Raw genomic sequence first — 13,141 nt, 5'->3', positions numbered from 1 at the left:
CCGGTAAGTACGGCCTTCCTTGCTGGCGAGGGCCCTGATTCGTGCGTACTTTCGACGCATGAGGGGGAGTGACGGGGCCGTTCGGCCGCGACTCCGGGGAAGGGAGCACTGCGAGCGATGGCCATAATCGACACCGAAGCAGCACTGCACGAAGCGCACCGCGACAACCACACGCACCGTGATGTGAGCGGTGGCTGGCTGCGTCCCGCAGTGTTCGGCGCGATGGACGGCCTGGTCTCCAACCTGGCGCTGATGACGGGTGTGGCCGGCGGTTCGGTGTCCCAGCAGGCGATCGTGATCACGGGGCTCGCCGGGCTGGCCGCGGGCGCATTCTCCATGGCGGCCGGCGAGTACACCTCCGTGGCCTCCCAGCGCGAGCTGGTCGAGGCGGAACTGGACGTCGAGCGGCGGGAGTTGCGCAAGCACCCCAAGGACGAGATGCAGGAACTGGCCGCACTCTACGAGTCGCGCGGAGTCGAGCCGGACCTGGCCCGCGAGGTGGCCAGGCAGCTGTCGAAGGATCCGGAGCAGGCTCTCGAGATCCACGCGCGAGAGGAGCTGGGAATCGATCCGGGCGATCTGCCGTCGCCGACCGTGGCCGCGGTGTCGTCGTTCGGTTCCTTCGCGCTGGGCGCCCTGCTGCCCGTGCTGCCGTACCTCCTGGGGGCGAGCGCCCTGTGGCCCGCGGTGACGCTGGCGCTGCTCGGCCTGTTCGGCTGCGGGGCGGTCGTGGCGAGGGTCACGGCACGGTCGTGGTGGTTCAGCGGACTGCGGCAGCTGGCGCTCGGCGGGGCGGCAGCCGGTGTGACGTACGTCCTGGGCACTCTGTTCGGTACGGCACTAGGCTAAGACTCTATGCAGGGTTCCGCATAAGTAGTTGTTTCCACGCGGTTTCGACACCCTGACCACCGGGCATAGGTCGGAAGCGCTGCGGCAATGAAGCCGATTTCGCTATGGGCCACGGGTCGCTGATCGTCGATGATCTGTCCGCTTCGGCCCCCTTCACCGCTCAGTGCGGTGTCCGCATGCTGGAATGAGCTATCCGCTTCTCGAGAAGCACCCCATCATGTAACCTGCACGAAATTTCGCAGAGGGCCAACGTCGTCCCTCGGCAACTGCATATGCCACGACGACGACGGGAGTGCCGATGCGTTCCGACGCCTGGTCGCCCATGGACGGTCGCCCCGCCAAGCAGGGGATGTACGACCCTCGCAACGAGCACGACGCCTGTGGCGTCGGGTTCGTGGCCACCCTGACTGGTGTCCCCAGTCACGCACTGGTCGAGCAGGCGCTGACCGTACTGCGGAACCTCGAGCACCGTGGCGCCACCGGCTCCGAGCCCGACTCGGGCGACGGCGCAGGAATCCTTCTCCAGGTCCCGGACGCGTTCCTGCGTGAGGTCACCGAGTTCGAGCTGCCCGAGCCCGGCGCCTACGCGGTCGGTATAGCCTTCATGCCCGCCGACGACTCCGCACAGGTCGTCGCGCAGATCGAGGCCATCGCCGCCGAAGAGGGCCTCACCGTCCTCGGCTGGCGTGAGGTGCCGGTCACCCCGGACCTGCTCGGCAACGGCGCCCGCGCCACCATGCCGGCGTTCTCGCAGCTCTTCGTCTCCAACGGGACGAGCGGCCTGGACCTGGACCGCAAGGCGTTCGTGCTGCGCAAGCGCGCCGAGCGCGAGGCCGGGGTCTACTTCCCGTCGCTCTCGGCCCGGACGGTCGTGTACAAGGGCATGCTGACCACCGGCCAGCTCGAGCCCTTCTTCCCCGACCTGTCGGACCGCCGCTTCGCCACGGCCATCGCGCTCGTGCACTCGCGGTTCTCGACCAACACCTTCCCGAGCTGGCCGCTCGCCCACCCGTACCGTTTCGTCGCGCACAACGGCGAGATCAACACGGTCAAGGGCAACCGCAACTGGATGGGCGCCCGCGAGTCCCAGCTCGCCTCCGACCTCTTCGGCGCGGAGAAGCTCGAGCGGATCTTCCCCGTCTGTACGCCGGACGCGTCCGACTCGGCGTCCTTCGACGAGGTCCTGGAGCTGCTGCACCTCGGCGGCCGGTCCCTCCCGCACAGCGTGCTGATGATGATCCCCGAGGCGTGGGAGAACCACACCTCCATGGACCCGGCCCGCCGCGCCTTCTACCAGTACCACTCCACGATGATGGAGCCCTGGGACGGCCCGGCCTGTGTCACCTTCACCGACGGCACCCAGGTCGGCGCGGTCCTCGACCGCAACGGTCTGCGCCCCGGCCGCTACTGGGTCACCGACGACGGTCTCGTCGTGCTCTCCTCCGAGGTCGGCGTCCTCGACATCGACCCCGCCAAGGTCGTCCGCAAGGGCAGGCTGCAGCCGGGCAGGATGTTCCTCGTCGACACCGCCGAGAAGCGGATCATCGAGGACGACGAGATCAAGGCCGCCCTGGCCGCGGAGCACCCGTACCAGGAATGGCTCGAGGCCGGCGAGATCCAGCTCGAGGACCTCCCCGAGCGCGAGCACATCGTGCACACCCACGCCTCGGTCACCCGCCGCCAGCAGACCTTCGGCTACACCGAGGAGGAGCTGAAGGTCATCCTCGCGCCGATGGCCAAGACCGGCGGCGAGCCGCTCGGCTCCATGGGTACGGACTCTCCGATCGCGGCCCTGTCCGAGCGCCCCCGGCTGCTCTTCGACTACTTCACCCAGCTGTTCGCTCAGGTCACCAACCCGCCGCTGGACGCCATCCGCGAGGAGCTCGTCACCTCGCTGCACTCCTCGCTCGGCCCGGCAGGCAACCTGCTGGAGCCGACCGCGGCGTCCTGCCGCAGCGTCACGCTGCCCTTCCCGGTGATCGACAACGACGAGCTGGCCAAGCTCGTACACATCAACGCCGACGGCGACATGCCGGGCATGACCGCCGCGACGCTCTCCGGTCTCTACCGCGTCAGCGGCGGCGGCGCAGCCCTGGCCGCCCGCCTCAGCGAGATCTGCGCCGAGGCCGACGCCGCAATCGAGGACGGCGCCCGGCTGATCGTCCTCTCGGACCGTCACTCGGACGCCGAGCACGCGCCGATCCCGTCGCTGCTGCTCACCTCCGCCGTGCACCACCACCTCATCCGCACCAAGCAGCGCACTCAGGTGGGCCTGCTGGTCGAGGCCGGCGACGTCCGCGAGGTGCACCACGTCGCGCTGCTCATCGGCTACGGCGCCGCCGCCGTCAACCCGTACCTGGCGATGGAGTCGGTCGAGGACCTGGTCCGCGCCGGTACCTTCCTGCCCGGCATGGAGCCCGAGCAGGCCATCCGCAACCTGATCTACGCCCTCGGCAAGGGCGTCCTGAAGGTCATGTCCAAGATGGGCATCTCGACCGTCGCCTCCTACCGCGGCGCGCAGGTCTTCGAGGCCGTCGGCCTGGACGAGTCGTTCGTCGAGACGTACTTCAACGGCACCGCCACCAAGATCGGCGGCGCCGGTCTGGACGTCGTCGCCAAGGAGGTCGCCGCCCGGCACGCCAAGGCGTACCCGGCCTCCGGTGTCCCCTCCGCGCACCGCGCGCTGGAGATCGGCGGCGAGTACCAGTGGCGTCGCGAGGGCGAGCCGCACCTGTTCGACCCCGAGACGGTCTTCCGTCTCCAGCACGCCACGCGCAACCGCCGGTACGACATCTTCAAGAAGTACACGGAGCGGGTGAACGAGCAGTCCGAGCGCCTGATGACGCTCCGCGGCCTGTTCGGCTTCAAGCCGGACCGGGAAGCCATCTCGATCGACGAGGTCGAGCCGGTCTCCGAGATCGTCAAGCGCTTCTCCACCGGCGCCATGTCGTACGGTTCGATCTCCCGCGAGGCGCACGAGACGCTCGCCATCGCCATGAACCAGCTGGGCGGCAAGTCCAACACCGGTGAGGGCGGCGAGGACCCGGACCGCCTGTACGACCCGGCGCGCCGGTCCGGCATCAAGCAGGTCGCCTCCGGCCGCTTCGGTGTGACCAGCGAATACCTGGTCAACGCGGACGACATCCAGATCAAGATGGCGCAGGGCGCCAAGCCCGGCGAGGGCGGCCAGCTGCCCGGCCCCAAGGTGTACCCGTGGATCGCCAAGACCCGGCACTCCACCCCGGGTGTCGGTCTGATCTCCCCGCCGCCGCACCACGACATCTACTCCATCGAGGACCTGGCTCAGCTGATCCACGACCTCAAGAACGCCAACCCGGCCGCGCGGATCCACGTGAAGCTGGTGTCGGAGGTCGGTGTCGGCACGGTCGCCGCGGGCGTCTCCAAGGCGCACGCGGACGTCGTCCTGATCTCGGGCCACGACGGGGGTACGGGCGCCTCGCCGCTCACCTCGCTGAAGCACGCGGGCGGCCCCTGGGAGCTCGGCCTGGCCGAGACCCAGCAGACGCTGCTGCTCAACGGCCTGCGCGACCGGATCGTCGTCCAGACCGACGGCCAGCTCAAGACCGGCCGCGACGTGATCATCGCCGCCCTGCTGGGCGCCGAGGAGTTCGGTTTCGCGACCGCGCCGCTCGTCGTCTCCGGCTGCGTCATGATGCGCGTCTGCCACCTGGACACCTGCCCCGTCGGCATCGCCACGCAGAACCCCGTGCTGCGCGAACGGTTCTCCGGCAAGGCCGAGTTCGTCGTCAACTTCTTCGAGTTCATCGCGGAGGAGGTGCGCGAGCTCCTCGCGGAGCTGGGCTTCCGTACGATCGAGGAAGCCGTCGGACACGCCGAGCTGCTCGACACCGAGCGGGCCGTGGACCGCTGGAAGGCGCAGGGCCTCAATCTGGCTCCGCTGTTCCACGTCCCCGAGCTGCCGGACGGCGCCGTACGCCACGCGCTGATCGAGCAGGACCACGGTCTGGAGAAGGCCCTCGACAATGAGCTGATCAAGCTCGCCGCCGATGCGCTGAGTGCCTCGTCCGCCGAGGACGCCCAGCCGGTCCGCGCACAGGTCGCGATCCGCAACATCAACCGGACCGTCGGCACCATGCTCGGCCACGAGGTCACCAAGAAGTTCGGCGGCGCGGGCCTGCCCGACGACACCATCGACATCACCTTCACCGGCTCGGCCGGCCAGTCCTTCGGCGCCTTCGTGCCGCGTGGTGTGACGCTGCGCCTGGAGGGCGACGCCAACGACTACGTCGGCAAGGGCCTCTCGGGCGGCCGCGTCATCGTCCGCCCGGACCGTGGCGCCGACCACCTGGCCGAGTTCTCGACCATCGCGGGCAACACCATCGCCTACGGCGCGACCGGCGGCGAGATCTTCCTCCGCGGCCGGACCGGCGAGCGCTTCTGCGTCCGCAACTCCGGTGCCACGGTCGTCTCGGAGGGCGTGGGCGATCACGGCTGCGAATACATGACCGGCGGCCACGCGGTGGTGCTGGGCGAGACCGGACGCAACTTCGCGGCCGGCATGTCCGGCGGTGTCGCGTACGTCATCGACCTCGACAAGGACAACGTCAACGCCGGGAACCTGATGGCGGTGGAGGCCCTGTCCGACGCCGACAAGCAGTGGCTGCACGATGTGGTGCGCCGCCACCAGGAGGAGACCGGCTCGACCGTGGCCGGGAAGCTCCTCGTGGAGTGGGACACCGCCGTGGCCCGCTTCAGCAAGATCATTCCGACCACGTACAAGGCAGTGCTCGCCGCCAAGGACGCCGCTGAGCTGGCCGGACTCTCCGAGTCCGAGACCACCGAGAAGATGATGGAGGCGGCGATCAATGGCTGACCCTAAGGGCTTTCTCACCACGGGACGCGAGGTCGCCAAGACCCGCCCCGTCGCGGAGCGCGTGAAGGACTGGAACGAGGTCTACGTTCCCGGTTCGCTGCTGCCGATCATCAGCAAGCAGGCCGGGCGCTGCATGGACTGCGGCATCCCCTTCTGCCACAACGGCTGTCCGCTGGGGAACCTCATCCCCGAGTGGAACGACTACGCCTACCGCGAAGACTGGGCCGCCGCGAGCGAGCGCCTGCACGCGACGAACAACTTCCCGGAGTTCACCGGCCGCCTGTGCCCGGCTCCGTGCGAGTCGGCGTGTGTCCTCGGCATCAACCAGCCGGCCGTCACCATCAAGAACGTCGAAGTCTCGATCATCGACAAGGCGTGGGACAGCGGCGACGTCACACCGCAGCCGCCGGAGCGGCTGTCCGGCAAGACGGTCGCGGTCATCGGCTCGGGCCCGGCGGGCCTGGCCGCCGCCCAGCAGCTGACCCGGGCGGGTCACACGGTCGCGGTGTACGAGCGGGCCGACCGCATCGGCGGTCTGCTCCGGTACGGCATTCCCGAGTTCAAGATGGAGAAGGTGCACATCAACCGCCGCATCGAGCAGATGCGAGCGGAGGGCACCAAGTTCCGCACCGAGATCGAGATCGGCCGCGACATCGACGCGGCGAAGCTGCGCAGGCGGTACGACGCCGTGGTGATCGCCGCCGGCGCCACCGTCTCGCGCGACCTGCCGGTCCCCGGGCGGGAGCTGAACGGCATCCACTTCGCCATGGAGTACCTGCCGCTCGCCAACAAGGTGCAGGAGGGCGACTTCGTCGCGCCGCCGATCACCGCCGAAGGCAAGCACGTCGTCGTCATCGGCGGCGGCGACACGGGCGCCGACTGCGTCGGCACGGCCCACCGCCAGGGTGCGGCGTCCGTCACGCAGCTCGAGATCATGCCGAAGCCGGGCGAGGAGCGGAACGCGGGCCAGCCGTGGCCGACCTTCCCGATGCTGTACAAGGTCACCTCGGCGCACGAGGAGGGCGGCGAGCGGGTCTACTCCGTCTCCACCACCCACTTCGAGGGCGACGAGGACGGGAACGTCCAGTTCCTGCACCTCGTCGAGGTCGAGTTCGTGGACGGCAAGCTCACCCAGAAGCCGGGCACCGAGCGGAGGATCCCCGCTCAGCTCGTCACCCTGGCCATGGGCTTCACCGGCACGGACCAGGAGAACGGCCTGGTGCAGCAGTTCGGCCTGGAGCTCGACGAGCGCGGCAACATCGCGCGCGACGCGGACTACGCCACGAACGTACCTGGCGTGTACGCCGCGGGCGACGCCGGCCGTGGCCAGTCGCTGATCGTGTGGGCGATCGCCGAGGGCCGTTCGGCGGCCCGCGGAGTCGACCGCTTCCTCACCGGAACGAGTGAACTTCCCGCTCCGGTCAAGCCGACGGACCGGGCGCTGCTCGTCTGACCGGCCCGTCCGAAAAAACGTCCCGTACAGCGTCGTACGGAACTGACCGCGGCGTCTGCCCCTCCCCGACCGGAACTGGGCAGGCGCCGCGGCATGTCTTACGGCATCGTCGGAGACGAGTGCTGTCCTGTCAGCTCCGAGGACTTCAGGACCGCCAACGCGACCAGCAGAATCAGTACGCCCACGGTGGCGGCCGCCTGGACCACCGTCCGGTGCTTCGCGGGCGCGTACGCCAGCGCCGCCGTGACGCAGGCTCCCGACAGGAGCCCGCCCAGGTGGCCTTCCCACGAGGTGAACCCGGCCGAGATCACCATCCAGATCAGGAAGCCGGCGAGGAAGCGGTTCACCCCGTGCATGTCGCGGTTCAGCCGGCGGCTGATGACGTAGAACGAGGCCGCCAGGCCGAAGATCGCGCCGGACGCCCCCACCGCGTTGTCCTGCGGTGAGATCAGGAACACCAGGACCGAGCCACCCAGGGCGGAGAGCAGATAGAGGGCGAGGTACCGGACGCGGCCGAGCTGGTCCTCCACGACCCGCCCCAGGTTCCACAGCCCGTACATGTTGAGCACGATGTGCAGGATCCCGAACGTTCCGCCCCCGGGCGGCAGGTGCAGGAATGCCGCGGTGACGAGTCGGTACCACTCGCCCTCCGCGACTCCCACCGCCTCGAACCCGGCGAAGTGCGTGTTCTCGTACAGGTAGTACGCGCCGTCGGGCCCGATCAGTCCCTGACCGAGCATCCCGAACCGGTCGACGATCTCGGGGCGCACCAGCTCACCGAGATACGCGAGGACGTTCAGCGCGATAAGCACGTACGTCACGACCGGCACGGCGGAGCCCGCGACCTTGCCGCCGAAGACCGTGCGGGCCTGCCGGATGCTCCGGTGACCCTCCTTCACGCACTCCACGCACTGGTGGCCCACGGCCGCCTCGCGCATGCAGTCGGGGCATATGTAACGGTCGCAGCGGGTGCAGCGCACATATGTCTCGACCTTGGGGTGCCGATAACAGGTGGTGACGTCGGCCTCCATGGCCGGCTCCTTAGGGGCGTGCGGACAGTGAGCCGGTGGGGTCGGCGGCGAACAAGGTATCGAATACCGTCAGCCGGCCGGGCGGACAGGTGCGCCCCGGCAGAAATCCTTGCGGGCAAAGCCGGTCGAGCCCTGGTCCCGGTCGTCCAGCCGCTGCGGCCCTGCTGACGTAACCTCGACTCCCAGTCACCCGCACGATACGGAGACCAGCATGGCCGACGTGACCACGACAGCAGGCCCGGCCATCAGCCTCCGCAAGGTGGAGGAGAGCGCGCCCGCGCTGGTCAGCCTCTACAAGAGCGCGGGGATGTCTCTCGAGAAGCACGGCCTGGCCGGCCTTCGCGCAGCGGTCTACCTGGTCCTCGATTACTCCGGATCGATGAAGCCGTACTACGCCGACGGAAGCGTGCAGGAACTGGCCGACCGGGTGCTCGGCCTCTCGGCCAACCTCGACGACGACGGCCGTGTGCCCGTCGTCTTCTTCTCCACCGACGTCGACGCGGTCGCCGACATCTCGCTGACGAGCCATCAGGGCAGGGTCGCCGAGATCGTCGCAGGGCTCGGGCACATGGGCAGGACCAGCTACCACCTGGCCATGGACGCGGTCATCGACCACTACCTGGACAGCGGCTCGACCGCGCCCGCGCTGGTCGTCTTCCAGACCGACGGCGGCCCCATCAGCAAGCACGCCGCGGAACGCTATCTCTGCAAGGCCGCTCGGCTGCCGCTCTTCTGGCAGTTCGTCGGCTTCGGCAACACGCGCAGCTCGCAGTTCGACTTCCTGCGCAAGCTCGACGAACTCGCCGTTCCCGCCAAGCGCCCGGTGGACAACTCCGGTTTCTTCCACGCCGGCTCCGACCCGCGCAAGGTTTCCGACGCCGAGCTGTACGACCGGCTGGTCGCCGAGTTCCCCGCCTGGCTGGCCGCGGCGACCGCACAGGGCGTCGTCCGTTGACCGTACGCGTACTGCGGGCCGCCGGCCGGACGGCCGTGCCCTGGAAGAACGGCGGAGGCGTCACCCGCGGCATCGCGGCCTGGCCCGAGGACGCCGGCATGGACGACTTCGCCTGGCGGGTGAGCCTCGCGGAGGTCGGCGTCGACGGGCCGTTCTCCGCCTTCCCCGGCGTCGAGCGGACCCTGACCATGGTCGAGGGCGCGGGCATGGACCTCACGGTGGGCGGCGAGCGCCGACGGGTGGACAAGCTCTGCACGCCACAGGACTTCACGGGCGACGAGCCGACCGAGTGCCGGCTCCTCGGCGGGCCCGTCGCGAACTTCAACGTCATGTACCGCCGAGGCCGGGCGCAGACGGAGACCTCAGTGGTGCGGGGCCGGCTGCGCCTGACCGTCCCGCCCGGAGGGACGGTCCTGGCCGTCGTCCTGGAGGGGACCGCGGTCCTCGAAGGCGCTTCGGCCACCGGGCTCGGGCGGTACGACGCGGTGCTGGCGACCGGGGAGTCGCCCGGCGTACTGCGAACGGAGGGTTGCGCGGCGGTCGTCACACTCCGCAGCGACTGAGAGCTACGTGCCGGGCACCCAGTAGCTGTGCACCTGCATGATCTTGGGCCTCCCGCCCCGCTCGCTGATTCCGGCCTCGGCGGCAACAGGCATCATGGCCTGCGCGAACTTCTCCATCGCCGCCTCGGACTCCCACAGATCGAAGACTTCGAAACCGGACTCCGTCTGTACGGCGACGTGGGCCAGACATCCCTCGAACACGTCGCCGGGCAGCGCCTGGAGCTTGGCGGTCAGGGCGTCGTACTGGTCAGCGGTGACGCCCCGCAGCTCGGCCTGGATGAACACGGCCATCGTTGTCTACCTCCATGTGACGGGTCCGTTCCTCCCCCGACGCCAGGGCGGCGGCCTGTACCCCCGGAGCCAGCACACCACGTCCGCCGCGGAACGGCATCCGAAGCCGGCGTCAGCCGGCCAGCACCCGCGCCCGGCACACCGCCGGCGTCCCCCAGGCATCGCGCAGTGGCCGCGCCTTCCGCAGCCACAGCGAGAGTTCAAGCTCCTCGGTGTAGCCGACCGCGCCATGCAGCTGCAGGGCCGTCCGGGCGGCCGTGTACGCGGCCTCGCCCGCCGTCACCTTCGCCGCCGCCGTCTCGACGGGGTCCAGCGACAGCGCCGCCGCCCACAACAGCGGCCGGGCGAACTCCAAGGCGATCAGGCTGTCCGCGAGCCGGTGCTTGACCGCCTGGAACGAGCCGATCGGCGCGCCGAACTGGGTCCGCTCCCCGGCGTAGGCAACGGTCCGGGAGAGAAGGGCGTCACCCACCCCCATCGCCTGAGCCGCAGTCAGCAGGGCCGCCCAGTTCTCGGCGCGACCGGCCGCCTCCCGTACCGCCGGACCGCTCGCCAGCAGCTCCCCTCCCGCGGCCGGGCGGAACAGCCGCCGCGCCGGGTCGGCCGACGGCCGCGGCGGCCCGTACCCGGGAGCCAGCCGCAGCTCGTCGCCGCTCATGACGAAGACGGCGTCGACCGCGTCGGCGTCCAGCACGTAGCGCCCCCCGTCCGGGCGAAGGGTCGCCGATGCCCGGCCGGAGGCGAGCCGGGGCAGCCACTCCTTCGCCGCCGGGCACTCCTCCACCAGGGAGCTCAACAGGACCGCGGTCGCAGCCGTCTCGACCACCGGCCCCGGCACGGCGAACCGTCCCAGCTGGACAAACGCCACGGCGAGTTCCACCGGCCGGGGCCCCAGACCGTCGTGCGCCTCGGGCACCGCCAGCGCGAACAGCCCGGCATCGGCCAGCCGGGACCACAGTGCCCGTCCCGGCCCGTGGTCCCCGGCACCCCAGGCCCGTGCGGCGGACGCGGTGTCCGCGGCCGTGAGCATCGCGTCCAGCGAGCGGGCGAAGTCCCGCTGCTCGTCGTCGAGGAGGAAGCGCATCAGCGGCGGCCCTTCGGCAGGCCGAGCAGCCGCTCGGCGATGATGTCGCGCTGGATCTCGTTCGTACCGGCGTAGATGGGACCGGCGAGGGAGAAGACGTACGACTCGGACCACTCGCCGTCCGCCAGCTCGCCGTCAGGGCCCAGGAGATCGAGCGCTGCTTCGTGCAGCGCGATGTCGTACTCCGACCAGAACACCTTGTTGAGGCTGGACTCGGCGCCGATCGCGTCGCCCGCCGCGAAGCGTGAGGCGTTGGCGTAGGTGAAGAGCTGATAGGCGCGCGCCCCGATGACGGCGTCGGCGATCCTGTCCCGCATCGCCGTGTCGGCCGGATCCCCGTCCGTACGCCACAGCTGTACGAGCCGGTCGGCCGCGGCCAGAAAACGGCCGGGGGAGCGGAGCGTGAGCCCGCGCTCGTTGCCTGCGGTGGACATGGCGACCTGCCAGCCCTGGCCGGGCTGCCCGATGACGTCCTCGTCCGGGACGAAGACCCGGTCCAGGAACAGCTCGGCGAAGGCCGGCTTTCCGTCGAGCCGGCCGATCGGACGTACGGTCACGCCGGGCGCCGACAGGTCGAACATCAGGTACGTCAGCCCGTGGTGGGGCTTTGTGGCACCAGGATCCGAGCGGAAGATGCCGAAGGCCCGGTCGGCGAAGGCGGCCCGTGAGGACCAGGTCTTCTGCCCGTTCAGCAGCCAGCCGCCCCCGGTGCGTACCGCCGTCGACCTGAGCGAGGCGAGATCGGAGCCCGACTCCGGCTCGGACCAGGCCTGCGCCCAGATCACCTCGCCGCTCGCCATGGCCGGCAGGACGCGGGCGCGCTGTTCGTCCGTGCCGTGGTCGAACAGTGTGGGCGCCAGCAGGTTGATGCCGTTCTGGGAGACCCGGCCGGGCGCTCCCGCCGCGTAGTACTCCTCCTCGAAGACCAGCCACTGCATGATGCCGGCCCCCCGGCCGCCGTACTCCTCGGGCCAGGAGACGACCGACCAGCGGTCGGCATGGAGACGCGCCTCCCACTCCCGGTGGGCCGCGAAGCCCTCTTCGGTCTCCAGCGAGGGCAGCGGGTCGGCGGGAACGCGGGCCGTGAGCCATTGCCGCGCCTCGGCCCGGAAGGCCTCCTCCTCGGCGGTGTGCCGCAGGTCCATCAGGCACTCGCCTCCCTCATCACCGGCGCGGGCATCCGCACATCCTTCCCTAACAACTGTTTGGTAGGTAACGTACGGCCATCGGGCTCCCGAAGGAAGCCAAGGAGATACGCGTATGGGCGGCGCCCCGCAGTACATACCGGGCCACGGTCTGCTGGCAGGCCGTACCGCCGTCATCACCGCCGCCGCCGGGGCAGGCATCGGCGGCGCGATCGCCCGCAGGTTCCTCGAAGAGGGCGCGAGCATCGTCGTCGGTGACGCCCACGCCCGCCGGCTCAAGGAGACCGAGGCCGCCCTCGCCGAGGAGTTCGGTGCCGAGCGCGTCACCTCCCTGCCCTGCGACGTCACCGACGAGGCCCAGGTCCAGGCCCTCCTCGCGCTCGCCGGGGCAAGGCACGGCGCACTGGACATCGTCGTCAACAACGCAGGCCTGGGCGGCACCGCGACGCTCGTCGACATGACCGACGAGCAGTGGTCGAACGTCCTCGACGTGACACTGAACGGCACCTTCCGCTGCACCCGCGCCGCGCTTCGCTCCCTGAAGGCGAAGGGCACGGGAGGCGTCATCGTCAACAACGCCTCCGTCATCGGCTGGCGCGCGCAGGCCGGCCAGGCCCACTACGCCGCCGCCAAGGCCGGCGTCATGGCGCTCACCCGGTGCGCGGCGGTCGAGGCCGCCGAGTACGGCGTCCGCGTCAACGCCGTCGCGCCGAGCCTCGCGATGCACCCGCACCTGGCCAAGGTCACCACGCCCGAGCTGCTCGAAGAGCTGACGGCGCGTGAGGCCTTCGGGCGGTACGCCGAACCCTGGGAGGTCGCCAACGTCATCGTCTTCCTCGCCAGCGGCTACTCCTCCTACATGACGGGCGAGACGGTCTCCGTCAGCAGCCAGCATGCGTAGCCCGCTGGACGACA

At 70.1% G+C, this 13,141-nt stretch carries 10 protein-coding genes; 6 read left to right on the top strand and 4 right to left on the bottom strand.

Annotated elements, in window-relative coordinates:
• The first annotated feature begins 117 nt into the window (after nucleotides 1–117).
• The 3 genes from AB0M62_RS03930 to AB0M62_RS03920 all read left to right on the top strand — a co-directional run bounded on the left by AB0M62_RS03930 (nucleotide 118) and on the right by AB0M62_RS03920 (nucleotide 7,157).
• A complete protein-coding gene (locus AB0M62_RS03930; protein WP_366072495.1) occupies nucleotides 118–849 on the top strand; it encodes a VIT1/CCC1 transporter family protein in 732 nt (243 codons plus the stop codon).
• Nucleotides 850–1,147: 298 nt separating this feature from the next.
• Nucleotides 1,148–5,704, top strand: coding sequence for a glutamate synthase large subunit (gene gltB, locus AB0M62_RS03925; RefSeq protein ID WP_366072494.1), 4,557 nt, complete (start codon nucleotides 1,148–1,150; stop codon nucleotides 5,702–5,704).
• Nucleotides 5,697–7,157, top strand: a complete 1,461-nt coding sequence (locus AB0M62_RS03920; RefSeq protein WP_366072493.1) for a glutamate synthase subunit beta — start codon at nucleotides 5,697–5,699, stop codon at nucleotides 7,155–7,157. The genes gltB and AB0M62_RS03920 overlap by 8 nt, the downstream gene beginning before the upstream one ends.
• A gap of 98 nt (nucleotides 7,158–7,255) precedes the next feature.
• Here the strand turns inward: AB0M62_RS03920 and AB0M62_RS03915 are convergent, their stop codons facing one another.
• The gene (locus AB0M62_RS03915; protein ID WP_366072492.1) at nucleotides 7,256–8,188 is read right to left on the bottom strand and encodes a rhomboid family intramembrane serine protease; all 933 of its coding nucleotides are present in this window, start codon (nucleotides 8,186–8,188) and stop codon (nucleotides 7,256–7,258) included.
• Nucleotides 8,189–8,399: 211 nt separating this feature from the next.
• On the opposite strand from AB0M62_RS03915, the gene AB0M62_RS03910 reads away from it, so the two are divergent.
• Both AB0M62_RS03910 and AB0M62_RS03905 read left to right on the top strand, forming a co-directional pair.
• Complete coding sequence (locus AB0M62_RS03910) at nucleotides 8,400–9,143, top strand: VWA domain-containing protein (RefSeq protein ID WP_366072491.1); 744 nt, start codon at nucleotides 8,400–8,402, stop codon at nucleotides 9,141–9,143.
• Nucleotides 9,140–9,706, top strand: coding sequence for a HutD family protein (locus tag AB0M62_RS03905; RefSeq protein WP_366072490.1), 567 nt, complete (start codon nucleotides 9,140–9,142; stop codon nucleotides 9,704–9,706). Before AB0M62_RS03910 ends, AB0M62_RS03905 begins: the two co-directional genes overlap by 4 nt.
• A gap of 3 nt (nucleotides 9,707–9,709) precedes the next feature.
• Here the strand turns inward: AB0M62_RS03905 and AB0M62_RS03900 are convergent, their stop codons facing one another.
• The 3 genes from AB0M62_RS03900 to AB0M62_RS03890 form a co-directional block, all read right to left on the bottom strand.
• Entirely contained in the window at nucleotides 9,710–9,997 is a 288-nt protein-coding gene (locus AB0M62_RS03900) for a hypothetical protein (protein WP_366072489.1), read from the bottom strand.
• A 112-nt stretch (nucleotides 9,998–10,109) separates the two neighbouring features.
• Nucleotides 10,110–11,081: an acyl-CoA dehydrogenase family protein gene (locus AB0M62_RS03895; protein ID WP_366072488.1), complete on the bottom strand. Its 972-nt coding sequence runs from the start codon at nucleotides 11,079–11,081 to the stop codon at nucleotides 10,110–10,112.
• Nucleotides 11,081–12,226, bottom strand: coding sequence for an acyl-CoA dehydrogenase family protein (locus tag AB0M62_RS03890; RefSeq protein WP_366072487.1), 1,146 nt, complete (start codon nucleotides 12,224–12,226; stop codon nucleotides 11,081–11,083). The genes AB0M62_RS03895 and AB0M62_RS03890 overlap by 1 nt, the downstream gene beginning before the upstream one ends.
• Before the next feature lie 115 nt (nucleotides 12,227–12,341).
• Between AB0M62_RS03890 and AB0M62_RS03885 the strand changes: the two genes are divergently transcribed.
• The gene (locus AB0M62_RS03885) at nucleotides 12,342–13,127 is read left to right on the top strand and encodes an SDR family oxidoreductase (protein WP_366072486.1); all 786 of its coding nucleotides are present in this window, start codon (nucleotides 12,342–12,344) and stop codon (nucleotides 13,125–13,127) included.
• The last annotated feature ends 14 nt before the right edge of the window (nucleotides 13,128–13,141 follow it).

This window comes from Streptomyces sp. NPDC051219 (assembly GCF_040682335.1).
Lineage (GTDB): Bacteria > Actinomycetota > Actinomycetes > Streptomycetales > Streptomycetaceae > Streptomyces.
The sequence above is the reverse complement of the archived record's forward strand: the minus strand, read 5'-3'. Positions and strand labels throughout refer to the sequence as shown.

Coding starts and splice junctions, on each gene's coding strand:
- AB0M62_RS03915 (WP_366072492.1), bottom strand. CDS start 8,188: ATGGAGGCCGACGTCACCACCTGTTATCGGCACCCCAAGGTCGAGACA.
- AB0M62_RS03885 (WP_366072486.1), top strand. CDS start 12,342: ATGGGCGGCGCCCCGCAGTACATACCGGGCCACGGTCTGCTGGCAGGC.
- AB0M62_RS03900 (WP_366072489.1), bottom strand. CDS start 9,997: ATGGCCGTGTTCATCCAGGCCGAGCTGCGGGGCGTCACCGCTGACCAG.
- AB0M62_RS03920 (WP_366072493.1), top strand. CDS start 5,697: ATGGCTGACCCTAAGGGCTTTCTCACCACGGGACGCGAGGTCGCCAAG.
- AB0M62_RS03930 (WP_366072495.1), top strand. CDS start 118: ATGGCCATAATCGACACCGAAGCAGCACTGCACGAAGCGCACCGCGAC.
- AB0M62_RS03890 (WP_366072487.1), bottom strand. CDS start 12,226: ATGGACCTGCGGCACACCGCCGAGGAGGAGGCCTTCCGGGCCGAGGCG.
- AB0M62_RS03895 (WP_366072488.1), bottom strand. CDS start 11,081: ATGCGCTTCCTCCTCGACGACGAGCAGCGGGACTTCGCCCGCTCGCTG.
- AB0M62_RS03910 (WP_366072491.1), top strand. CDS start 8,400: ATGGCCGACGTGACCACGACAGCAGGCCCGGCCATCAGCCTCCGCAAG.
- gltB (WP_366072494.1), top strand. CDS start 1,148: ATGCGTTCCGACGCCTGGTCGCCCATGGACGGTCGCCCCGCCAAGCAG.